Below are 22,015 nucleotides of genomic sequence, written 5' to 3' on the forward strand. Positions count from 1 at the left end.
AAAAATCCTTATTTGAAACTGACGGCTCACGTTAATGCTTGTATGACAGCTTGTCAAAAGTTAGCCGTAAAAATCTAACTCTGATAAGATTTAACCTACTTATTATTACACGTTGTGATACGCCATGAAGATTTATTTAGTAGGTGGGGCCGTACGCGATACCCTTCTTAAACAAACTGTCGTTGATAAAGATTATGTGGTTGTTGGCAGCAGCGTAGAAGAAATGCTCGCATTGGGTTATCAGCAAGTCGGTAAAGACTTCCCTGTTTTTTTACACCCTAAAACTCAGCAAGAATATGCACTAGCTAGAACAGAACGGAAAACCGGTTATGGCTATCAAGGTTTTAGTTGTGATGCCAACAAAGATGTCACCCTCTCCGAAGACTTATTACGCCGTGATTTAACCATTAATGCCATCGCACAAGATGAGCACGGCACATTGACGGACCCGTTCCACGGTATCGCAGATATTAACGCTAAAATACTTCGCCATGTGTCAGATGCCTTTACTGAAGATCCTTTACGCGTGTTACGTGTGGCCCGTTTTGCAGCTCGATTTCATCACTTAGGCTTTACTATTGCACCTGAAACCTTACAGTTAATGACCGACATAGCTAATAGTGGTGAATTGGATCACCTCACCCCAGAACGCGTATGGCAAGAATGTGATAAAGCATTAAGCAGCCAAAGTCCGCAGGTTTTCTTCGATGTGTTAAAGCAATGCCAGGCATTAATCGTATTATTTCCTGAAGTTGATGCGTTGTTTGGCGTGCCGCAACCTGAAAAATGGCATCCTGAAATAGACACTGGCATTCACACCCTCATGGTTCTCGAGCAAACTAGTCTGTTAAGTGACAATAAAGCAGTACGTTTTGCCGCTCTAGTTCACGATCTAGGTAAAGCGTTGACCCCAAAACAAGATTGGCCGAAGCATTATGGCCACGGGCAGAAAGGTTTGCCGGTCATTAAAAAGCTTTGCGCACGAATTAGAGTGCCAAACGAATACCGTGATTTAGCATTATTAGTCAGCGATCAACACCAAAACATTCATAACGCGTTTGAACTAAGAGCAGAAACCATCGTCAAATTATTTGATAAAGGTGATTTTTGGCGAAAACCTCAACGCTTAACAGAGCTACTATTATGTTGTCATGGCGACTTAAGAGGACGAACTGGATTTGAACAATCTTCCTATCCACAAGCCGAATATTTACTACATTGCTATGAGTTAGCGAGCAACGTCGATGTGCAATCGATTATTGCCGCGGGTTACCAAGGATCGCAAATTAAAAGTCAACTTCAGCTAAATCGAGCCGAAACGATTAATAACTATAAAATACAATACATTGAAAGCAAGCAGCTACATTAGCTATTGCCTATTTAGGGTTTTATGAAAAAAAGCGGAAAAAAGCATTTTTTAACAGGGAATAAGCAATAAATCACTAAGATTTATATAAATTCGGCAATTAATGATGCTTTTGGCCCGGTAGACTTGCAATTTTCATTTATTTCGCTATTTTAAATGAACAATCTTATATTTGCCTATAGCAAATAAAAAAATCTGTGACATAATTACGCCGTTGCAAAGGCACATGCCGTTGCACTATTTAACAACCTATATATTAAGGGATTTACCCATGAACAAGAAAGTACTGATGATTGCTGGTGTTGCGATGACTGCTTTATTAGGTGGTTGTGCTAACACTACTGCTTTAGAAGAAAGCGTAGCAAACCTAGGTAACAAAGTTGATCAACTATCAGCACAAGTTGGTTCTTTAAAGTCTGAGCAAAGCAAGCTATCTGCTGATGTTAAAGGCGCTAAAGCTGCTTCTATGGACGCACAAGCCGAAGCTAAACGTGCTAACGACCGTTTAGACAACATGGCTTCTTCTTACAAAAAGTAAGAATAGTTATTAAAAATTAGCTTATTTACATAGGTTGATTATTAGGGCTTGATTGTTGATGCAACTACTTTCAGTAGAACTTCAACATCAAGCCTTAATTATTTGTGCTAGTTTTACAAAACGATATCAAGCGATATCAAGCGATATCAAGCGATATCAAGCGGTATCAAGCGGTATCAAGCGATATCAAGCGGTATCAAGCGGTATCAAGCGGTATCAAGCGGTATCAAGCGGTATCAAGCGGTATCAAGCGGTATCAAGCGGTATCAAGCGGTATCAAGCGGTATCAAGCGGTATCAAGCGGTATCAAGCGATATCAAGCGATATCAAGCGATATCAAGCGATATCAAGCGAAAAATCTAAACACCTACTGCTTATCCATACCAGCTTTTTCACTCTTTAATCTAAGCATTTTTCAACCATTTAATCTTTCTAAACAATCTCACAGAAATCTTAGAATCAGCTCTTATAGTATCTAGCCGCGAAGCGTCCTAGCCCTTAGGCTCTAACGCTCTCACCGCATTGTCGTCCTTATCGCTTGTCATCGCTTAACACCGCTCGCAACCAATTTTAGCTCTTATAGCATCTAGCCGCGAAGCGCCCTAGCTCTTAGGCTCTAACACTCTCACCGCATTGTCGTCCTTATCGCTTTCCATCAGCTTTCACGCTTGTCATCAGCTTTTACATTTTTATAAGCGTTTTTTGAGCGTTATGATCTGCCAATCAAACTCTAACTCACTGATTGCCGTCGATTTAACTTGATGCTTTAACTGATCATTAGCACGCCAACCAAATACCGACATATCAAGGAGTGTTAATGCCTGCTCACCGGTCACAGATTGAGTAAATACCACTTGTTGCTGGGCCTCAATTTCAACATCATTAGGTAAATTTAACTGCAACGGTTTTTCGACTAAGTCTGGATAAACTTGTTGTTTAATTTGCCATAAATGCCTAATACCAGGCTGCAACAATACAATTCGACCATCATCTTTTAAAATCCGAATGCATTCTTTCCCCTTTAACGGTGAATCAAGAACCGTCACGATATCGACTGATTGCGAGGCAAAGGGCAATTTTTTTAGTGCCAACAACAATAAGTTCGCCGGTGTTTCAGATTTTGCCGCTGCAAATATTGCGTTTTCAGCATCAGTAATGCCCCAGTGCTGGCACGATACATTTGTTTCAACTAGTGCAGGAACAAGCTGACGCAAATAATATCCATCAGCGCATTGGTAATCGATATGCTGTAATTCTGCGTCACGATTAGAAGCACATAAGTCCAGCAGTACAGCTTGAAGTTGTTTAATTAACGGTGCAAACAAACCTGTTTCTAATAAAAAATGTCGCCCACGCATTTGCTGGCGAGACTCCACTTTCGGCTTACTCTTGCCTTTTACGTTGCTCAGCAGTGGCCAGTAACCATTAGGGTGTTTATCAAAATGATGTTTGTTGTCGCAATAAAATCCCGCTGAAGCTTGATGTTGATTTAGTGGAGCTGAACACACTGGACATAATAAAGATAAAGTCATAATTACACTGATAGTTAATTGAAAGATGGTAAAACAAAAACGGGTAGAAATACCTAGTATGGTAAGCCTACCCGCTATGCAAACAAAAGTCGCTTAAATGCTTATCTTAAAGATAGAGCAATCCAAGCAATATCGCACCAAGAGCAAGGCGATATAATACAAACGGCGTCATGCCTATTTTGCTAATAAACTTTAAAAAGAAGTGGATACATAAATACGCAGCAACGAATGAAACAACAATCCCTAAACCAAGTGCTTGGTAGTCAATAGGGGCTGGACTGCTAACCAAGTCTTTTGTCACCAGTAACGCAGCACCAAAGCTCACAGGAACAGACATAAGGAATGAAAAACGAGCAGCTGCATCACGTGTTAGCCCTAACATCAGTGCTGCTGTCATCGTGGCGCCAGAGCGCGACGTGCCAGGTATTAATGCCATTGCCTGCGCTAAGCCGATAAGCAAAGCCTTTTTCCAACCCATTTGAAATTCAGTTAACTGTGCTTTTGACATTCTATCTGCTGCCCACAACAATAAACCAAAAACAATCGTGGTTATCGCTATCACTAAAGTATTTCTGAAATGGGTTTCAATAAAGTCTTTGGCAGTAAATCCTACAATTACAGCTGGGATAGTCGCTAAAATAATCCACCAGGCGAGTTTACTTTCTTGAGTTTGTTGCTTGCTAGCTAAGCTGGTGAACCAGGCTTTAGCCAGAACCACAATCTCATGACGAAAATAAATGACCACGGCAAATAAAGAGCCTGTATTAACTGCCACATCAAATGATAAACCTTGATCTGCCCAACCTAATATTTGTGATGGTAAAATTAAATGTGCCGAGCTAGAAATAGGCAAAAACTCCGTAAGCCCTTGGATTAATGCCAGCAGAATAACTTGAAACGTTTCCATATTTGTCCTTGTTAGAGATTAACTTATCAATTGGTTATAACGTGTTGGTAGGTAATAGTTCTGGTGGGAACTCAAATACAATAGGCCACAATTGTTGACACTGTTTGTCATAATTCTGCCAAAGTGTTTGATAGGTTTGTAACGTCACCGGATGAGACAGATTAGGGACTAATTCTGCCAAAGGCCACAATACAAACGCATTAAACAAAATTTCGCCACGGGGTAATTCTACGGGAATGTCACAAATAACATCGTCATACAGCAACAAATCAATATCAAGGCTCCTTGGGCTGAATTTCTTCTCACCTCTAATACGGCCATTGTCTTGTTCAATTTGTTTAAATGTTGTCACAACCTGTGCAATTGACAAATCGGTATCAGCCGCGGCCACCATATTTAAAAAATTAGTGCCTTTAAACCCTACCGATTCACTCTCAAAAACCCGTGATAATTGTAATGGGCCAAAACATTGCTGTAAATCAACCAAACCGGCTTTAAGATGTTTCTCTGGTGAAATATTAGTGCCCAAACTTATGTAAATACGTGCCATTGACTGACCTAATGCTAAACAGTAAAAAAATAACAGTTAAATGCTACCGCGTTCGATCTCGACACCGACAGAAACAGCATGAGGTATTGCACCTGGTTTCATCACAACCACTTTAACCCAAGGCACATTAAATTCGTCTTGCAAACAATGCGCAATCATTTCAGCGACCGTTTCAATCAATTCAATCGGATTCTCAGTAATTAAAGCCGTTAAACGATTTGATACCGTTTCATAACACAATGCATTTTCGTAACTATCACTGGCGGCCGCAAGACGATTATCCCAGGCCATATCTAAATCGATAAGCAATGTTTGATGAAGTTTTTTTTCCCACTCATAGATACCAATAATGGTCTCTATCGCTAACTGGCGGATGAGTACTTTATCCATAAAAATCCCTACCTTAATCGACATAAAAAGACGTCAAATTCATCTTAATCAAACTTTATTACCGATTATATGCCTAATAAACACATTTAAGCTTCTTCCTAATGAATTAAAACAGTAGGATAGGCGTTGTTGTTCAATTAACATCAACAAAATGGTTAATGTTAACGCGAAGACAGCTTCAGTGGATACTGAAAATGACTTGTCTCACAAATGAATGCGCGATGATACCCTAAGAAGAGTAAGGAAACCAATTTGAACGCCGTTACAGTCACCATTTTGATGATCATTGCCGCCTACCTAGCGGGTTCGATCTCAAGTGCCGTACTGGTTTGTAAATTAAGAGGTTTACCTGATCCAAGAACCAACGGCTCCGGCAATCCCGGTGCCACTAATGTGCTACGCATTGGTGGAGTCAGTTCTGCAGCTCTTGTGTTATTTTTTGACATGCTCAAAGGTGCCCTGCCTTCTTATTTTGGCTATAAAATGGGACTTGATGCAGCATCATTAGGTTTTATCGCTGTCAGCGCCTGCCTAGGGCATATATTCCCAATATTTTTTGGCTTTAAAGGCGGAAAAGGTGTTGCTACAGCCTTTGGTGCAATGGCCCCCATCGGAGGTGATTTAGCGCTATGCCTCATCCTCACTTGGATTGTATTTTTACTATTAACGCGTTATTCCTCTGTAGCCGCTATGGCAACCGCAACTTTAGCGCCCTTTTTTACTTGGTGGTTAGACGAACGTTTTATTCTTCCTGTTGCGATGCTATCAACCCTTATTTTAATCCGCCACAAAGACAATATTGGCCGTTTGCGCCATGGCGAAGAAAGTAAAGTCACACGGAAAAAAACCATAAAAAAAACCAATACCAAATAGTATTAGGTTTTCTTGGTGGCTTGAAAGTAAGTCATCACTTAAGGCAATCATGCCAACTCAAACACGCTAACTCATCAATTAATCTACTGCGGGCAACGTATCCAAAGGCCATCTAGGCTGCCCCTTAACTTCTAGCCCCTCAATATGCCCTGCACGTAAACGTTGTAAACCAGCATAAGCAATCATGGCACCATTGTCGGTACAAAACTCTCCGCGAGGATAATACACTTGACCACCTAACTTGGTCATCATCTCAGCCAAAGACTCACGTAAACGGGTATTAGCGCTTACACCACCGGCAATCACCAAACGTGTGTAACCAGTTTGCTTTAAGGCTCGTTTGCATTTTATCGCAAGAGTATCAACAACAGCTTCTTCAAATGCACGGGCAATATTGGCACGAGTCTGATCATCATTGGGTTCTGCAGCGATAGTATTTGCTGTAAATGTTTTCAATCCTGAAAAACTAAAGTCTAATCCTGGTCTATCAGTCATTGGCCGCGGAAATTTATATCCTGCAGGCACGCCTTTTTGAGCTAATTTGGCTAAACGAGGGCCACCAGGATAATCTAAGCCCATGAGCTTGGCGGTCTTATCAAAAGCTTCGCCAGCAGCATCATCAACAGATTCACCTAACACTTGATATCGTCCAATGCCTTCAACTTGCACTAACATTGAATGGCCGCCAGACACTAACAAGGCTAAAAAAGGAAATTCAGGCGCATTTTCTTCCAGCATGGGTGCCAATAAATGCCCTTCCATATGATGCACACCGATTGCCGGTTTATTCCATGCATACGCTAAAGAACGTCCCACACAAGCACCAACAAGCAATGCACCAATTAGCCCAGGGCCTTTGGTATACGCGACACCATCGATATCATTTAGGCTTGAATTAGCTTCTGATAAAGCCTGCTTAATCAATGGCACAATTTTGCGAACATGATCACGAGAGGCAAGCTCAGGCACAACACCACCATAATCGGCGTGCAATTTAACTTGGCTATATAGCACATGCGACAATAAGCCTAACTTATCGTCATATACTGCTACTCCAGTCTCGTCACAGGATGTCTCAATACCAATAACCCGCATAATCTCTCGTCTTCATTAAAAATAAGGCCGCCAATTCTACCCGTCTCAGCGAAAATACTCCAATGTTTAACGATTAAATACCTATCGATATAAGTAAGTAATCAATTCAAGAGCTTGAATCTGCCAAACACGAATTAAAGATAGATTCTAATCAGTTACTTTGCATTTAAAATATACATATCAAGGAGTAACTGTAATACGGTCCTTGCATTTTCTTGAATGAGACTGGCTCATGAGCACAGTAGTTTGTTACTTAAGCGATGAGGTATATAGCGGCTAGTTTTTTATTAAATTTAAAAAAATGAAACTATGAGCTATTTCCCCGAAGAGAAAATCAATCAGGGGTTTACAAATGGTCGCCGCTCGGTGTAAAATTCCGCACCATTTTAAATAGCCTTTGGTTTGAGTGAAGTCACTAAAAATGTTTAGTCGATTTAATCATCCAACATAACTACACCTAAGGGGTGATGGCGTATGCCAATTATTAAAGTACGTGAAAACGAACCATTCGACGTAGCTCTTCGTCGTTTCAAGCGCTCTTGTGAAAAAGCTGGTATTTTAGCTGACGTGCGTGCTCGTGAATTTTACGAGAAGCCAACTACTGCCCGTAAGCGTGCAAAAGCAGCTGCAGTTAAGCGTCTAGCTAAGAAGCTTTCTCGCGAAAACGCACGTCGCGTACGTTTATATTAATCTCATTATGAACTTAACCGATCAGCTAAAAGACCAAATGAAAGATGCCATGCGCGCTAAAGATAAAGTGCGCTTAGGAACAATTCGTATGGCACTTTCTGCCATCAAACAGATTGAAGTGGATACCCGCGAAACTCTGACTGATGAACAGACAATAGCTGTATTAACCAAAATGGTTAAACAACGCCGTGATTCGATTGCTCAATATGAAGCAGCGAATCGTCCGGAGTTGGCAGCTGTAGAAGCAGATGAAATTCGAGTTATCGAAAATTTTCTGCCTACACCGCTAACAGAAGATGAAGTAGCAGCGATTATCGATGCTACTATTATTGATGTTGGTGCTGCATCCATGGCGGATATGGGTAAAGTAATGGGAGCATTAAAAACTAAAGTTCAAGGCCGTGCAGATATGAGTGCCATTGGTACAATGATCCGCGCTAAGTTGAAGTAATCAATTTTTAATGTTGAATAAGCCGTGCACTTGCACGGCTTGTTTGTTTACATCAGTTGATAAAGTAAATTCGAGAACAACAGCAATCAATGGCGATACCTCGTGATTTTATCAATGAGCTAATAGCTCGAATAGACATAGTCGATCTCATTGACCGTAAAGTGCCGTTGAAAAAAGCCGGTAAGAACCATTCGGCTTGTTGTCCTTTTCATAGCGAAAAATCACCCTCTTTTACCGTCAGCAGAGACAAACAGTTTTACCACTGTTTTGGTTGCGGTGCCCATGGCAATGCTATTGATTTTGTCATGGAATATGATCGCCTAGAATTTGTTGATGCCATTGAAGAACTTGCAGGTCAACTTGGTCTTGCCGTACCACGAGAGCAAGGCACAGGAAAAAGACCAGATCAAGGATTAAGTCGAGACTTATACGAACTGATGGAAGAAGCTAACCTCTTCTATCAAAGCCAACTTAGGCAGCATACAGACAAACAAAAAGTTGTCGATTATCTTGAGTTTCGCGGATTATCGAGTGACGTTGTTGAGCAGTTCGGTATTGGGTTTGCCCCCGATGGTTGGGATGGTTTACTGGGTCGTTACAGGCAAAATTTGCCCGCCCAAGATAAATTACTAACCGCAGGCATGTTGATTGCCAATGATAGCGGTAAACGGTACGACCGTTTTCGCGACAGATTAATGTTCCCAATACGCGACCGTCGTGGTCGTGTGGTTGGATTTGGTGGTAGAGTTTTGGGTGACGGCACCCCAAAGTACTTGAATTCTCCAGAAACGCCCATATTTCATAAGGGTAATGAACTTTATGGTTTATATGAGCTAAAGCAAAAACACCGTGATCCACAACATGTGTTAATTGTTGAAGGGTATATGGATGTCGTCGCACTCGCCCAATTTGGGATTGATTATGCGGTTGCATCTCTAGGTACATCGACTACAGCTGAACAATTTCAGCTTTTAGTGCGTAGTGCAAAACAAGTGGTTTGTTGTTATGACGGTGACCGCGCAGGCCGCGAAGCAGCTTGGCGTGCACTAGAAACAGCGCTACCGCTGTTAAAACCGGGTGACCAAGTCAAGTTTATGTTTCTACCGCAAGGTGAAGACCCTGACACTATGGTCCGCAAAATTGGCAAAGAAGCATTCGAAGCATTAATGCAAAAAGCCATGTTACTGCCCGAGTTTTTGTTTGACACATTAAGTGCTAACCACGGTACCGATAAAGGGGCATTAGCCAAGCAAGCCATTGCGCTAATCGAAAAGGTACAAGATACCGTCCTACAGAATTTACTGTTAGAAAATTTAGCACACAAATTAGGCATGAACAGTAGCGAAGATTTAAAGAAAAAATTAGGTTTTACTGTAAAACAAGCAAAACCATTAAATGCGAAAGGCTTACAAGGTCGTGGCACGCCATTAAGATTGGCCATTGCCCTGCTGGTCCAAAATCCAAGTTTAGGCTTTGGTTTGGCCAAACAGCCTGCACTAGATCGATTACAGATGACCGGCATAGAATTGCTCAATCATTTGTTAGATATAACTCGAGAGCAGACGTTAAACAGCGCACAACTACTTGAAATGCATAGAGAGCATAATCAAAAAAGCACTCTAATAAAGCTAGCCCAATGGGAACATCAAGTGGCGGATGAAAACGTATTGCCAGAGTTCAAGCAAACCCTGATTTGGTTAAACAACCAATATATTGAACAACGATATCAGGAATTAAGCCTAAAACAGGCTTTAACGAAAGTTGAAAAAATGCAGCTAACAAAGCTGATTTCTATAATGAAAGGCATAGCGAAGTAATACGCAATTTATTCGTGAAGAATGTGCGTACAAACATTGCCATGGACTAGCTAAGGTTAGCCCACACAGCTATAATTGACGATTTGCGCGCCACTTAGCACAGCTAACTGGCCTATCGTTTTATCAGTTACCCAAAATTGGATGATATCTATGGATCACACTCCGCAGTCGCAACTCAAACTGTTGCTCGCTAAAGGTAAAGAGCAAGGTTACTTAACCTATGCAGAAGTGAACGACCACTTACCTGCAGACATGGTCGATTCCGATCAGATTGAAGATATTATCCAGATGATAAATGACATGGGTATCCGCGTTTTTGAAGAAGCGCCAGATGCCGATGACATGATGATGTCGGAAGACAACACAGACGAAGATGCTGCAGAAGAAGCAGCGGCAGCTCTCGCAACCGTAGAAAGTGAGTTAGGCCGAACCACAGACCCTGTCCGCATGTATATGCGCGAAATGGGCACGGTAGAGCTACTTACTCGCGAAGGCGAAATTGTTATTGCTAAACGTATCGAAGAAGGTATCAACACTGTACAGAGTTCTGTCAGTGAATACCCTCAAGCGATCGCAATGATCTTAGAGCAATTCGATAAGTATGAAGCTGAAGAATTGCGCTTGTCTGATATTATCTCTGGATTTATCAATCCTGACGACGATGACGTCGCACCAACAGCCACCAACGTTGGTTCAGAATTAGCAGACTCTAAAAACGATGATGACGATGATGACGACGATGATGACGATGAGGAAGAGGAAGAAGGCAACAAAGGACCAGATCCTGAAGAAGCCAAAGAAAAATTCACTCAACTCAGAGAAGCCTACGAAAAAAGTTTAGGAATTATTGCCGAAAAAGGCCGTGATCACCCTGAAGCGATTGGCTCATTATTTGTTATTGGCGAATTATTCAAAGAATTCCGTTTAGTACCTAAACAGTTTGACCGTTTAGTGAAAAGCATGCGCAACATGATGGACCGCGTACGAATTCAAGAACGTCTAGTCATTAAGCTTTGTGTTGAACACGCTAAGATGCCAAAGAAAAACTTTATTAAGGCTTTCACTGGCAACGAAACAAACTTAGATTGGTTTAACAAAGAAAAAGAAAGCACTAAGCCTTACGCTGAAGGTTTACGCTTGATCACCGATGACGTAACGCGTTGTGTGACCAAACTTGGTGCTATTGAAGTTGAAACAGATTTAACCATCGCAGGCATTAAAGACATTAACCGTCGTATGTCTATCGGTGAAGCGAAAGCTCGTCGAGCGAAAAAAGAAATGGTTGAAGCTAACTTACGTTTGGTTATTTCTATTGCCAAAAAGTACACCAACCGTGGTTTACAGTTCTTGGATTTAATCCAAGAAGGTAACATTGGTTTGATGAAAGCAGTAGATAAGTTTGAATACCGCCGTGGTTACAAATTCTCGACTTATGCAACGTGGTGGATCCGTCAGGCAATCACTCGTTCAATCGCCGACCAAGCACGTACGATCCGTATTCCAGTACACATGATCGAAACGATTAACAAGTTGAACCGTATTTCTCGTCAAATGCTTCAAGAAATGGGCCGTGAGCCGTCTCCTGAAGAATTAGCAGAACGTATGATGATGCCTGAAGATAAAATTCGTAAGGTACTGAAAATCGCTAAAGAGCCAATCTCAATGGAAACCCCAATCGGTGACGATGAAGATTCGCATTTAGGTGATTTTATCGAGGATACTACCCTCGAGCTACCACTTGACTCAGCAACTAGCGAAAGTCTAAAGAACGCCACACACGAAGTCTTAGCTGGCCTAACAGCCCGCGAAGCAAAAGTACTGCGTATGCGTTTTGGTATCGACATGAATACTGACCACACGTTAGAAGAAGTGGGTAAGCAATTTGATGTAACACGTGAACGTATTCGTCAAATTGAAGCCAAAGCGTTACGTAAATTACGTCACCCTTCTCGCTCAGAAATCTTAAAGTCGTTCTTAGACGAGTAAGCTCACTGAAAAAATAGTATAAAAACCTGCTTCGGCAGGTTTTTTTATGTCCAAAAACCCAATAATTGCTTAACAGATAACCAATTGAAACAAGATAAGTAAATACAATTAAAAACACGGGTGACAAGTGCCCACAAACTTCGTATACTTTCCCCGCTTTCGATAGTGACGACTATCTTAAGTCGGCCCCTTAGCTCAGTTGGTTAGAGCATACGACTCATAATCGTCAGGTCCCCAGTTCGAGTCTGGGAGGGGCCACCAATTCAACGAATCAAGACGCTCTTTAGCGTCTTTTTTTGTGCCTAAAATTCACAAGATCCATACATATCAGATAAACAACTGTAGATTAATACCTACTACAGCATTTTAGTTTTTAACATTTACTCATTCCATATTGATATCATCAAGAATCAACATCTACTTTCTGCTCGGCTTTATATTGACGTAAATATTTCTAACAGCTTAAAACTCACCCAACAAATGTTTAATAAATGTAAATAAAAGGCTATCCTTGACGTACAACACTTTCAGAAACTGTTTATGCAAATTCATTCTACCCGCTCTAAATTAATGCTTTTGTTAGTCACCATCGGGTATTTACTTTTTTCGTTTGTGATTATTGAATATTTACACAGTAACTATTTACGCAATGCTGAAGCAGACAACTATCAACATCTATCCGGTAGATTATCTTTACTGCGCGCCAAAATTGAAGCTTTGGTAAATTCAGAAGTATTTTTATCTGACAGTTTATCGACCTTAATTACTTTCGCCCCCGAAAGTACTTTAGCCCAATGGGAGCAGGTCGCGATGCAGCTTAAAAATAAAGGACCACACATACTGAATATAGGTGTTGCACCTAATGATGTCCTGTCCTTTATTTATCCGTTAGAAGGCAATGAGCGCGCCATGGGACTGGATTTTAGAGACAGTCCAGCACAATGGGATAGTGTGTAACAAGCGCGAGTAATGCAAAAAATATTTATCCAAGGTCCGTTTAAACTGATTCAAGGCAACAAAGCCATTATTGGTCGTATGCCCATTTTTTCTGATCCACCTTTTAATCACCAGTACTGGGGCCATTGTAGTGTGGTCATTAATATAGAATCGCTACTACTCGATGCCGGTATAAAAGATATAGACAGTAATCTTGAACTGGCTATCAGAGGTGTTGATGGCAAAGGCACCCATGGCGACATTTTTTACGGTAAGAAAATCGTTTTCGATAAACCATTAATGACAGAAGAAGTGCATATTTTAAATGGCAGTTGGATCATTGGATTAAAGCAAGCTAAGCAAAACTCAACGGGTGAGATAACATCCTGGGCAACACACAACATGATCCGCTTGATTGGCTTTGGGGTTGCCATTTCATTCTTGCTGAGTTTTGTAGCCGTTTTACAAGCTTACCGTTTAGCGAATCGAGCATCTTTACATGATGTATTAACCCATTTGCCCAATCGCCGTTTTGCCATGAGTATTTTAGAACAGTTGCAGCAAGGTTCATTCAGCATAATTAGTATCGATCTCAATCGATTTAAAATTATTAATGACACCTATGGCCACGCTGTAGGTGATGCATTTTTAATTGAAGTCGCCGAACGTGTACTCGGCACTTTACGCAGTTCCGATACAATTGCTCGCTTAGGTGGCGATGAGTTTTTAATTATTTTACCGCGAGTCATTGAGCGCGATAGCATCAATAAGGTCATCCATAAACTTGAAAAGCATGTATGTGAATTACCATTCAAATACAATGATATTACATTAGACGTTTGCATGAGTATGGGGGTTGCCCGTTACCCTCAAGATGCTAGTACATTGTCTGAGTTGCTGCATTTTGCAGATAAAGCAATGTACCTAAACAAACAGCAAAAACGAGAAGAATAATGTTCATACCTTATCTGTTAACTGGTTGCTCATGGTTTTCTCGTCAATTGATACAGTTAAGCCTACTGGCCTTTACACTAACAATGAGCGCATTTGTATACAGTGCTGATCAACCTCAAATAATCACTTACGTGGAGGGCACTAAAGTCGTCACTGATCCATATAATAATTACTTTAGTGACTTATTATTATTAGCACTTGATCAATCTGTTGATAAATTTGGCCCATTTCAGCTAACACCTATCGAGACCGATATTTCACAAAGAAGACAAATACGTGAGATACAAAAAGGCAGAACAGATGTGTTTTGGACTATGACATCTTTTAGTCGTGAAGCCGATTTATTGGCCGTCAAATTCCCTTTGGCAAAAGGCATGTACGGCCTGCGTTTACTCGCAATAAATGCCAACGATGCCGATATATTTAGCGATATAGCAGGTTCACCTAGTGTAAAGGCAATGGAAGCTTTAGCTGAGATTCCTGCATTATCAGGCAGCGATTGGCCAGATACGCCAATATTGAGGTTAAACCGATTTACAGTTTTAAGTGATGTTGCCGAAAATAAAATGTACCCTTATTTGTCACAAAAGACAGGCTATTATTTCCCTTGCGGAATAGTCGAGCTATTTTCTGAACTACAAAGTCGTGAAGAAGAGACGTTAATTAATGAGCCTAGACTCGCGTTAATGTACCCTGCCGTTATTTATTTTTTTGTTTCAAAACAAAACCCTCAACTGGCAGAACGATTGGAATATGGTCTCAATAAAGCTAAAAACAATGGTTCATTTGATCACTTGTTTTATGGCCATCCTAGACATGATATGGCATTTAAACGAGCAAACTTAAGTCAGCGAATTTTTTTCAAACTCAAAAACCCATTATTCCCAGAGTCAGCCACAGCTGAGAGCATCACCTTAATGCAAGAGCAAATGATTAAACGCCTTAGCGAAAAATAAGCACCTACTCTAATTTTAATTTCATAAGTTGGCTAAACAGAAACTCAATCCGTTATGATGCAATTTCGGCCAGCGCCCTTCGCTTGGTACAAAGCACTATCAGCTCTTTGGAACCACTCTTTAAAAGGCTCTTCAACACGAAGAGTAGCTATGCCAGCACTAAAGGTTAACTTTTCGACTGGCGAAAAGCTCATCTGTGAGATTTTTTGACGAACCTCTTCAATATGTTTAAACACCATAGTCGAAGTCGCTTCTGGTATTAAAATGACAAACTCTTCTCCACCCCAGCGACAGATGAGATTTTCTTTGCGCATATTTAAAGACAATTCATCCGCAAAACGACACAAAATATCATCACCAACATTGTGCCCAAACTCATCATTAATCTTTTTGAAGTGGTCAATGTCTAATATGACCAAAGTTATAGGAAAATGATGTCGCTTAGCGCGGGAGATCTCTTTATCAACCAGAGCACTAAAGGCTCGACGATTATAAAGCAACGTTAACGGGTCTTTGGATGCAAGCTGTTCAAGCTTTTCATTCTGCTGATTCAGAAGTAAATTTTTGTCGGTAATTTCTTGAGTTCGATGATTGACCATTTGTTCTAAATGGGTAGTGTGTGAGTGTATTTTTTGAAGACTATCGTGGAAAGCTTTAGACAGTTGACCTATTTCGTCATCTGAATCGATTATTTTTAGATAACTTTTTTTATCTTTGACAGAAGCTTTTACATCTTTGGTCAGTTGCACGATTGGCTTTGTTATTCTATTGGATAGCTCACTAATGAGTAATAAAAATATCACCATCAAAATAATTGAAGTGACTAATACATCGTACATAATTGTATATATGTCGTGAAAAATTTCAGACTCTTTAGTTGTGACAAACAAGGTCCAGCCAGGCAGATAATCAACTTTAGAAAATGTGACTATTTTCGATTCATTTAATGTGGCGTCCATATAACGCCCATAACCATCATTTTGTAATTTAGTTTGTCTGACTATTTTATAAAACCCTGGATAGTCAGCATTTTCCGTCATTGAAAGTTTATTCTTCATTATAAAACTTTTATTTGGATGTGAAACCATTAAACCATTCGAGTCAGTTAACCAAGCGTAACTCTCTTTTGCGAGCTTAATTTCCGCCAGTTTAGCGGAGATAATGGTTAGAGGCACCGCCACAGCAAGCGTTCCCATCCAGTTATTTTGCGTGTCTAAAATAGGTACTCCCACCATGATGACCGGAGTCTTTTCAAACCGAGTGATGACTGGCACGCTAATATTATATTGTTTACCTACCCATTGTTCTGCACGCATAAATGAAGGGTGAGTGACTTTATTTGTATTGCCTAACACATCTGTCAAATTTAAATTTTTGTCTACATAAATAGCATTAATGAAATTACCACGCCCCATTGTCATGAGTCTTTTGAGCTGTCGAGCGATTGTAGGTTTATCGCCTAACTTTGTATTCGGGTTGTTACTGAGCATTTTTAACATGACAACATATCGAGCAAATTCTTGGCTGAGGAGATTGGCGTGCATTTTTGAAATTTTGGTAGAGTTTTCTAAAGCTAAATCCAATACGCGATCACGTTCATTGATAAATATAGTGAGTAAAAGCACAGACGTGAAAGCAATCATGACTAAAGAGAATATAGTGATGACTTTGGCTTTTATACTATGAAACATATCACTCCTGAAAACGTTGCTTAACACACTACAAAAAATATAAATCACAAAAAATTGATAACACTTAATGGTATAGATTGCTGGTTAACATTATGTCGTAACGATGCAATGCCAATGAATCATCTTATATAATTTGAACACATTAACTCACTCAAGTTATCTTGCATTTAGTCATGCTGTTTGGTGGTTAATCTCGACCAATATAGGCCGGGTTCTTTTCTAAATAGGCCTGCGCAGCGGTGATAGCAACCACGGCTTTAGAATTAAATTCACGTTGGTACAAGGTATATACCACAAATAAACTGGCTAAAATGAACATTCCTGGATGCATAAACCAACACAATGCAGCCATAGAGTAGTAATAAGAACGCAAGCCATAGTTATATGAATGTGCAGCTTGATCTTGCACTACGGCCATTTGCCTTGCATAGCCCAATGCATTTTTATCGCTACCGGTTTTATCTAATGGTGCAGCACCGATCATGATATTCACAAAGCCATATTGGCGCATCGACCAAGTAAATTGGAAAAATGCGAGCACGAAAATCCCGGCTAAAAGAGCCAGCTTAACTTGTACCAGCGCGTGGTTAGGAGACGTGGTAAAAGGAATCGAACCAATCACGGTTTCAAGCTTTTCAACCTGCGAAAATAACGTCAACACACCTGCCAGGATCAGTAAAGTTGTTGAAGCAAAAAACGCAATATTGCGTTCTAAATTAGCCAATAATGCCGCTTCGGCTACACGTATCTCTTTGGCTATCACCTGTGACATCCAATGAATTCGTTGTTGATGCATGACTCGCGCGATACAGTTAGTCGTTTTAGCTTTACGACGGGCAAAACCGGCATACCCGATCCAACTGACTAAAAATACAATTAAAGCTAGCGAATCTAACCATGAAATTACCATGCTGATTAACCTGTGTAAGAATAAATAATAGATTGATTATGCATCAGTTTTCACCATGCTAACATTAGTTTATTGATAGAAATGATTAAAATGGGCTTGGGCAAACATAATCAATTCGTTGTTCTGTTACAGGATGGGTGAACGATAATGAAGTGGCATGCAGCATTAATCGGTCCGACATCGCTTGCGAATACTCATTTCGGTATAAGTCACAACCTAAAATCGGATGGCCTATTTGCAGGCTGTGTATGCGTAGCTGATGAGTTCGGCCTGTAATAGGGGTAAAGGTCACCCGCGTTGATAGCCTCTGTTGATGCCGTTCAATCACTTGATATTGACTGTGCGCTGGCTTGCCAGTTTGTTGGCAAATTTTCATTAACGGGAAATTATCGCTATCTTTGGCGATCGGTAATTCAATATCACCATGTTGCTCAACTAAATCACCGTATAACACTGCGGTATAGGTTTTTGAGACAGTTCGTAGCTGAAATTGTTTAGTCAATAAACCATTAATCACTTTGTTTAGCGCTACCAACATAATGCCCGACGTGCCGAAATCGAGACGGTGCACTAACGTTGCCGAGGGGTAATCTTGTACTAAACGATGGTGTACCGAATCCTTATTCAATGGATTCTTCCCCGAAAGACTCAATAACCCTGTAGGCTTATTGATCAACAGTAAATGTTCATCTTGGTATAAAACCTCAATGTTGCCATCGCAAGGTGGAGCAATAAATTCAGCCATAATATCTTAGTGATAACAATCTAAGCAGGAATAATAATCGAAAAGGTGGCTTATAAGCCACCTTTCAAACTGTACTCTCCGAGCTAAAACTGCATTAAGTTCTTAACCGTCCTAATTGCAATTGCTGCTGTTGAACTAAATCAGCTAAGCTGTCACTGCTCTGCTGAGCACTGTCAGCCAACTGTGATAACTCAGCAGCTGAGTCTGAAATACCCGTAATATTACGATTTACTTCTTCGGTTACTGCGCTTTGCTCTTCCGCGGCTGTCGCAATGTGGGTCACTTGGCCTGACACTTGGTTAATTTGTTCAACGATGGCATTCAGTGATTGTAATGCTAGCTGAGTTTGCTCAACCGCTTTTTGTGCACCTTGGGCGCCTTTATCAATAATGCTCGAGGCATTTTTAACTTCTTTTTGTAACGACTCAATCAAGGTACTGATTTCATTCGTCGACGTTTGAGTTCTAGACGCTAGCGTTCTCACCTCATCAGCAACAACAGCAAAACCTCGACCTTGTTCTCCCGCTCTGGCAGCTTCAATAGCTGCGTTTAACGCTAATAGGTTAGTTTGCTCAGCAATAGAGCTAATCACCTCTAAAATGCGGCTAATATTGGCGCTGCTTTGCGACACCATACCTACCGCTTGTTGAGCTTGTGCAGAATCACCCGAGACTCCCTCTACAAATACCATCGCTTGAGTTAACCGCGATTGACCGTCTTTCACATTGACCGTCATTGACTCGGTTTCCATTGCCGTTTGCTCAGAAGCTTTAGCCACTTCAAGCGCGGTAGCACTCATTTGATTAACTGCAGTGACCACACTTTCAATTTCACCATATTGGCGATTAACACTTTCGCGAGTGTGCTTAGCAATGTCTGCCGATTTTATACTTTCTTGTTGTGAACGGTCAGCAAGAATTTTAAGCTCTGAAATGAGATGACGCAATTTCGCAATGAAGGCATTAATACCGCTGCCTAGTGCAATCAATTCCGCATGGGCATCGACTTCTATCGCTTGAGTTAAATCGCCTTCAGCGCTGGCAAGGTTTTCGACGCGAGCTTGGATCATATTAAGTGGAGAAATAATACTACGAATGACTAAGCTAATAATAAGCACCGCTATGACTGTAACAATAATACCAATAGTTAATAGCAAACTGCCCAGAGACATCGCCATGTCATTCATGGCAGTATTCATATTATCTACCGCCATAAACGCTTTATTTTTCGGCACTTCAATAATTAATGACCAAGTTGCATCAGCAATTGGGATATTAATAGGATATGCCACGGCAATGCTGGTAGGTTCATTAACAAAATCCGAAGAACTGTCTAAGGCTAACAGTTTTTTGGCTAATTCTGGCCCGACAGATTCGCTAAAAGGTCGCGCAAACTTTTTATAATGGCTAGCTGCTACCACAAAACCTTTCTGGCTCACCAAGGTCACCTTGGCTTGCCCACCGTATAAGCTTTTAGATAATTGCATGATCATGGTTTGAAAAATTGGCAAGTTAATATCAACGCCAACAAGACCTTTAAATTGATTGTCGACGATAACGGGCACGGTTAACGAAGTCATTAATGCAGTGTTTCCCGGAGTGATCTCATATAAATACGGTTCCATTAAACACGACTTTTTAGTGTCTTTAGCGCACAAATACCACTCAGCTTCGCGAACGCCAAACTCATTTAACGTGGTAATGTATTTTTCAGCTGCCTCATCAACTTGATTCTGTTCTACTGTGCCATCACCATTACGGGTATAGTAAATTTCTAATGTGCCTACATTCGGTACACTGTGACTGCTACCTTGAAAGTAACTACTATCAAGTCCATCGTAACCATTGGGCTCAAATTGCGCATACATCGATGATATTATGTTATTTTTTTGCAATATTGCGGCTAAAGACAACTCCATTCGATCACGACTTAGAGGATCTTTTTTTGAAGTTTGCTCAAGTAAGCCTGCAAACGAAAAGGGAATTCTATAAGCCTCATTGATAAATCCAGCAATACGTTCACCATACTCACCAGCTCTTGCTGAGAGTTTATCTTTAATCTCTTGCTGTAACGCAACCTCTACTTCTGCGGCCAAGCTGCTATTCTTATCTTTTAGACCTAACCATAAACTTAAAGAGAGTACGATAACTGTGGTAACAAATAACGCTGAGGTGATCCATAACAACTTTGTCTTAATGGATAATGCCTTCATTCAATTGAGCTCCCGCTTTAGTATTAACTTTTAGATACCATAAAGTGTAGTCAGCTTTAAAAATTAAGTAGGTGTAATATATAAAAAATCCCGTAAAAACGGGATTTTATTGATTATTTTGACAAAAAGAGCCGTTATTTAAACACTGCCTGAAATGTCGAATCCATAATCGCAAGACCAGTATCAATTTGTGCATCTGGCGCAGTTAATGGCACCAGCACTCTAATCACGTTGCCGTAGGTGCCACAAGACAATAAAATCAGTCCGCGGTTACGTGCTTCAGTTAAAATCTTACCGCTGTACTGCGGAGCAGGTTCACCATCTTCCATTAACTCTATGGCGATCATTGCACCCAATCCACGTACATCAGCAATTTGCGAATACTTAGCCTGCATATCCGTTAATGCCGATTTAAGCCGATTACCGACTTCATTAGCGCGAGTTAATAACTGCTCTTCTTCAAACACTTCAATAACCGCTAACGCAGCAGCACAAGCAATCGGGCTGCCACCATAAGTGCCACCTAAACCACCTGCGGTTACTGCATCCATGACTTCTGCTTTACCGGTAATACCCGACAGTGGAAAACCACCGGCTATAGACTTGGCAAAGGTAGTAATGTCTGCGGCTACACCCATTTGCTCCATCGCAAAGAAAGTACCAGTACGACCAGCGCCGGTTTGAACTTCGTCCGCAATTAACACAATGCCATGGTTGTCGCACAATTCACGTAAGCGCTTCATAAATGATGGCGTAACGGCATAAAAGCCACCCTCGCCTTGCACAGGTTCTAATATAATTGCGGCAATATCTGCAGGCTCGGCATCATTCTTAAAAATACGTTCAATTGATGCCATAGCATCATCTTCAGACACGCCATGCATCTCACAAGGAAATTCAGCTCGGAACACGTTGGCAGACATTAAGCCCATGCCTTTACTGTACGGTGCTACTTTGCCAGTTAATGCTAGCGCAGCAATGGTTCGACCATGATAGCCAGAGGTAAATGCGATAACGCCTGCTCGTTTTGTATAAGCACGGGCTACTTTAACTGCGTTTTCAACCGCTTCAGAACCACTGGTAAATAAGGCGGTTTTTTTAGCAAAATCGCCTGGCACTAAATGGTTAAGTTTTTCACATACCGCAATGTAACTTTCATAACCCAACACCATAAAACATGTATGCGAAAATGCATCTAGCTGCGCTGCCACAGCCGCTTTAACTTTAGGGTGTAAATGACCAGTATTGAGTACCGCAATACCACCGGCAAAGTCGATATATTCACGACCTTCAACATCCCATACTGTGGCGTTTTCAGCACGTTCAGTAAAAATTGGGTGAATTTGCCCTACACCTTGAGCCACTGCCGCTTGGCGACGAGCCATTAATCCATCATTTGTTTTAGTCATAGCCCGC

The 22,015-nt window shown here is 40.9% G+C and carries 21 protein-coding genes and 1 tRNA gene; 12 read left to right on the forward strand and 10 right to left on the reverse strand.

What is annotated here, in order from left to right; genetic code table 11:
- The first annotated feature begins 124 nt into the window (after positions 1-124).
- From SFRI_RS15420 to SFRI_RS15430, 3 genes are all read left to right on the forward strand, one after another.
- Positions 125-1,369, forward strand: a complete 1,245-nt coding sequence (locus SFRI_RS15420; RefSeq protein ID WP_011638432.1) for a multifunctional CCA addition/repair protein — start codon at positions 125-127, stop codon at positions 1,367-1,369.
- A gap of 268 nt (positions 1,370-1,637) precedes the next feature.
- Positions 1,638-1,904 carry an Lpp/OprI family alanine-zipper lipoprotein gene (locus SFRI_RS15425; protein WP_011638433.1) on the forward strand — a complete coding sequence of 89 codons (267 nt, stop codon included), beginning with the start codon at positions 1,638-1,640 and terminating at the stop codon, positions 1,902-1,904.
- 58 nt (positions 1,905-1,962) lie between these two features.
- Positions 1,963-2,307, forward strand: a complete 345-nt coding sequence (locus SFRI_RS15430; RefSeq protein ID WP_011638434.1) for a hypothetical protein — start codon at positions 1,963-1,965, stop codon at positions 2,305-2,307.
- A gap of 286 nt (positions 2,308-2,593) precedes the next feature.
- On the opposite strand, the gene SFRI_RS15435 is transcribed toward SFRI_RS15430, so the two are convergent.
- The 4 genes from SFRI_RS15435 to folB form a co-directional block, all read right to left on the reverse strand.
- Positions 2,594-3,436 (reverse strand): putative RNA methyltransferase, encoded by an 843-nt coding sequence (locus tag SFRI_RS15435; protein ID WP_011638435.1) that lies wholly within the window; start codon positions 3,434-3,436, stop codon positions 2,594-2,596.
- A gap of 106 nt (positions 3,437-3,542) precedes the next feature.
- Positions 3,543-4,343: an undecaprenyl-diphosphate phosphatase gene (locus SFRI_RS15440; protein WP_011638436.1), complete on the reverse strand. Its 801-nt coding sequence runs from the start codon at positions 4,341-4,343 to the stop codon at positions 3,543-3,545.
- A gap of 34 nt (positions 4,344-4,377) precedes the next feature.
- Positions 4,378-4,893 (reverse strand): 2-amino-4-hydroxy-6-hydroxymethyldihydropteridine diphosphokinase, encoded by a 516-nt coding sequence (folK, locus tag SFRI_RS15445; protein ID WP_011638437.1) that lies wholly within the window; start codon positions 4,891-4,893, stop codon positions 4,378-4,380.
- 36 nt (positions 4,894-4,929) lie between these two features.
- Positions 4,930-5,283, reverse strand: coding sequence for a dihydroneopterin aldolase (gene folB, locus SFRI_RS15450; protein ID WP_011638438.1), 354 nt, complete (start codon positions 5,281-5,283; stop codon positions 4,930-4,932).
- Between the two features lie 279 nt (positions 5,284-5,562).
- On the opposite strand from folB, the gene plsY reads away from it, so the two are divergent.
- Positions 5,563-6,156: a glycerol-3-phosphate 1-O-acyltransferase PlsY gene (gene plsY / locus SFRI_RS15455; protein ID WP_011638439.1), complete on the forward strand. Its 594-nt coding sequence runs from the start codon at positions 5,563-5,565 to the stop codon at positions 6,154-6,156.
- A 78-nt stretch (positions 6,157-6,234) separates the two neighbouring features.
- Here the strand turns inward: plsY and tsaD are convergent, their stop codons facing one another.
- Positions 6,235-7,251, reverse strand: a complete 1,017-nt coding sequence (gene tsaD / locus SFRI_RS15460; RefSeq protein ID WP_011638440.1) for a tRNA (adenosine(37)-N6)-threonylcarbamoyltransferase complex transferase subunit TsaD — start codon at positions 7,249-7,251, stop codon at positions 6,235-6,237.
- Between the two features lie 474 nt (positions 7,252-7,725).
- Here tsaD and rpsU point away from each other — a divergent pair, with 474 nt between their 5' ends.
- From rpsU to SFRI_RS15495, 8 genes are all read left to right on the forward strand, one after another.
- Positions 7,726-7,941 carry a 30S ribosomal protein S21 gene (gene rpsU, locus SFRI_RS15465; RefSeq protein ID WP_006080725.1) on the forward strand — a complete coding sequence of 72 codons (216 nt, stop codon included), beginning with the start codon at positions 7,726-7,728 and terminating at the stop codon, positions 7,939-7,941.
- Between the two features lie 7 nt (positions 7,942-7,948).
- Positions 7,949-8,392, forward strand: coding sequence for a GatB/YqeY domain-containing protein (locus SFRI_RS15470; protein WP_011638441.1), 444 nt, complete (start codon positions 7,949-7,951; stop codon positions 8,390-8,392).
- A gap of 89 nt (positions 8,393-8,481) precedes the next feature.
- Positions 8,482-10,209: a DNA primase gene (gene dnaG, locus SFRI_RS15475; RefSeq protein WP_011638442.1), complete on the forward strand. Its 1,728-nt coding sequence runs from the start codon at positions 8,482-8,484 to the stop codon at positions 10,207-10,209.
- Positions 10,210-10,359: 150 nt separating this feature from the next.
- Positions 10,360-12,195, forward strand: a complete 1,836-nt coding sequence (gene rpoD / locus SFRI_RS15480) for an RNA polymerase sigma factor RpoD (RefSeq protein WP_086019768.1) — start codon at positions 10,360-10,362, stop codon at positions 12,193-12,195.
- 184 nt (positions 12,196-12,379) lie between these two features.
- A tRNA-Ile gene (locus SFRI_RS15485) sits at positions 12,380-12,456 on the forward strand.
- Positions 12,457-12,735: 279 nt separating this feature from the next.
- A complete protein-coding gene (locus tag SFRI_RS21060) occupies positions 12,736-13,152 on the forward strand; it encodes a hypothetical protein (protein WP_049763548.1) in 417 nt (138 codons plus the stop codon).
- Positions 13,153-13,164: 12 nt separating this feature from the next.
- Positions 13,165-14,085: a sensor domain-containing diguanylate cyclase gene (locus SFRI_RS15490; RefSeq protein ID WP_049763549.1), complete on the forward strand. Its 921-nt coding sequence runs from the start codon at positions 13,165-13,167 to the stop codon at positions 14,083-14,085.
- Positions 14,085-15,041: a hypothetical protein gene (locus tag SFRI_RS15495; protein WP_011638444.1), complete on the forward strand. Its 957-nt coding sequence runs from the start codon at positions 14,085-14,087 to the stop codon at positions 15,039-15,041. Before SFRI_RS15490 ends, SFRI_RS15495 begins: the two co-directional genes overlap by 1 nt.
- A gap of 44 nt (positions 15,042-15,085) precedes the next feature.
- Here SFRI_RS15495 and SFRI_RS15500 read toward each other — a convergent pair whose 3' ends face one another.
- From SFRI_RS15500 to gabT, 5 genes are all read right to left on the reverse strand, one after another.
- Entirely contained in the window at positions 15,086-16,732 is a 1,647-nt protein-coding gene (locus tag SFRI_RS15500; protein WP_011638445.1) for a sensor domain-containing diguanylate cyclase, read from the reverse strand.
- 187 nt (positions 16,733-16,919) lie between these two features.
- On the reverse strand, positions 16,920-17,642 hold the full coding sequence (locus SFRI_RS15505) for a DUF599 domain-containing protein (RefSeq protein ID WP_011638446.1): 723 nt from the start codon (positions 17,640-17,642) through the stop codon (positions 16,920-16,922).
- Between the two features lie 85 nt (positions 17,643-17,727).
- Positions 17,728-18,387 carry an RluA family pseudouridine synthase gene (locus tag SFRI_RS15510; RefSeq protein WP_011638447.1) on the reverse strand — a complete coding sequence of 220 codons (660 nt, stop codon included), beginning with the start codon at positions 18,385-18,387 and terminating at the stop codon, positions 17,728-17,730.
- A gap of 94 nt (positions 18,388-18,481) precedes the next feature.
- Positions 18,482-20,599: a methyl-accepting chemotaxis protein gene (locus SFRI_RS15515; protein WP_011638448.1), complete on the reverse strand. Its 2,118-nt coding sequence runs from the start codon at positions 20,597-20,599 to the stop codon at positions 18,482-18,484.
- A 134-nt stretch (positions 20,600-20,733) separates the two neighbouring features.
- Positions 20,734-22,008: a 4-aminobutyrate--2-oxoglutarate transaminase gene (gene gabT / locus SFRI_RS15520; protein WP_011638449.1), complete on the reverse strand. Its 1,275-nt coding sequence runs from the start codon at positions 22,006-22,008 to the stop codon at positions 20,734-20,736.
- Positions 22,009-22,015 lie beyond the last annotated feature (7 nt).

The sequence above is a fragment of the Shewanella frigidimarina NCIMB 400 genome, assembly GCF_000014705.1.
Classification (GTDB): Bacteria; Pseudomonadota; Gammaproteobacteria; order Enterobacterales; family Shewanellaceae; genus Shewanella; species Shewanella frigidimarina.

Coding starts and splice junctions, on each gene's coding strand:
- SFRI_RS15420 (WP_011638432.1), top strand. CDS start 125: ATGAAGATTTATTTAGTAGGTGGGGCCGTACGCGATACCCTTCTTAAA.
- SFRI_RS15425 (WP_011638433.1), top strand. CDS start 1,638: ATGAACAAGAAAGTACTGATGATTGCTGGTGTTGCGATGACTGCTTTA.
- SFRI_RS15430 (WP_011638434.1), top strand. CDS start 1,963: ATGCAACTACTTTCAGTAGAACTTCAACATCAAGCCTTAATTATTTGT.
- SFRI_RS15435 (WP_011638435.1), bottom strand. CDS start 3,436: ATGACTTTATCTTTATTATGTCCAGTGTGTTCAGCTCCACTAAATCAA.
- SFRI_RS15440 (WP_011638436.1), bottom strand. CDS start 4,343: ATGGAAACGTTTCAAGTTATTCTGCTGGCATTAATCCAAGGGCTTACG.
- folK (WP_011638437.1), bottom strand. CDS start 4,893: ATGGCACGTATTTACATAAGTTTGGGCACTAATATTTCACCAGAGAAA.
- folB (WP_011638438.1), bottom strand. CDS start 5,283: ATGGATAAAGTACTCATCCGCCAGTTAGCGATAGAGACCATTATTGGT.
- plsY (WP_011638439.1), top strand. CDS start 5,563: ATGATCATTGCCGCCTACCTAGCGGGTTCGATCTCAAGTGCCGTACTG.
- tsaD (WP_011638440.1), bottom strand. CDS start 7,251: ATGCGGGTTATTGGTATTGAGACATCCTGTGACGAGACTGGAGTAGCA.
- rpsU (WP_006080725.1), top strand. CDS start 7,726: ATGCCAATTATTAAAGTACGTGAAAACGAACCATTCGACGTAGCTCTT.
- SFRI_RS15470 (WP_011638441.1), top strand. CDS start 7,949: ATGAACTTAACCGATCAGCTAAAAGACCAAATGAAAGATGCCATGCGC.
- dnaG (WP_011638442.1), top strand. CDS start 8,482: ATGGCGATACCTCGTGATTTTATCAATGAGCTAATAGCTCGAATAGAC.
- rpoD (WP_086019768.1), top strand. CDS start 10,360: ATGGATCACACTCCGCAGTCGCAACTCAAACTGTTGCTCGCTAAAGGT.
- SFRI_RS21060 (WP_049763548.1), top strand. CDS start 12,736: ATGCAAATTCATTCTACCCGCTCTAAATTAATGCTTTTGTTAGTCACC.
- SFRI_RS15490 (WP_049763549.1), top strand. CDS start 13,165: ATGCAAAAAATATTTATCCAAGGTCCGTTTAAACTGATTCAAGGCAAC.
- SFRI_RS15495 (WP_011638444.1), top strand. CDS start 14,085: ATGTTCATACCTTATCTGTTAACTGGTTGCTCATGGTTTTCTCGTCAA.
- SFRI_RS15500 (WP_011638445.1), bottom strand. CDS start 16,732: ATGTTTCATAGTATAAAAGCCAAAGTCATCACTATATTCTCTTTAGTC.
- SFRI_RS15505 (WP_011638446.1), bottom strand. CDS start 17,642: ATGGTAATTTCATGGTTAGATTCGCTAGCTTTAATTGTATTTTTAGTC.
- SFRI_RS15510 (WP_011638447.1), bottom strand. CDS start 18,387: ATGGCTGAATTTATTGCTCCACCTTGCGATGGCAACATTGAGGTTTTA.
- SFRI_RS15515 (WP_011638448.1), bottom strand. CDS start 20,599: ATGAAGGCATTATCCATTAAGACAAAGTTGTTATGGATCACCTCAGCG.
- gabT (WP_011638449.1), bottom strand. CDS start 22,008: ATGACTAAAACAAATGATGGATTAATGGCTCGTCGCCAAGCGGCAGTG.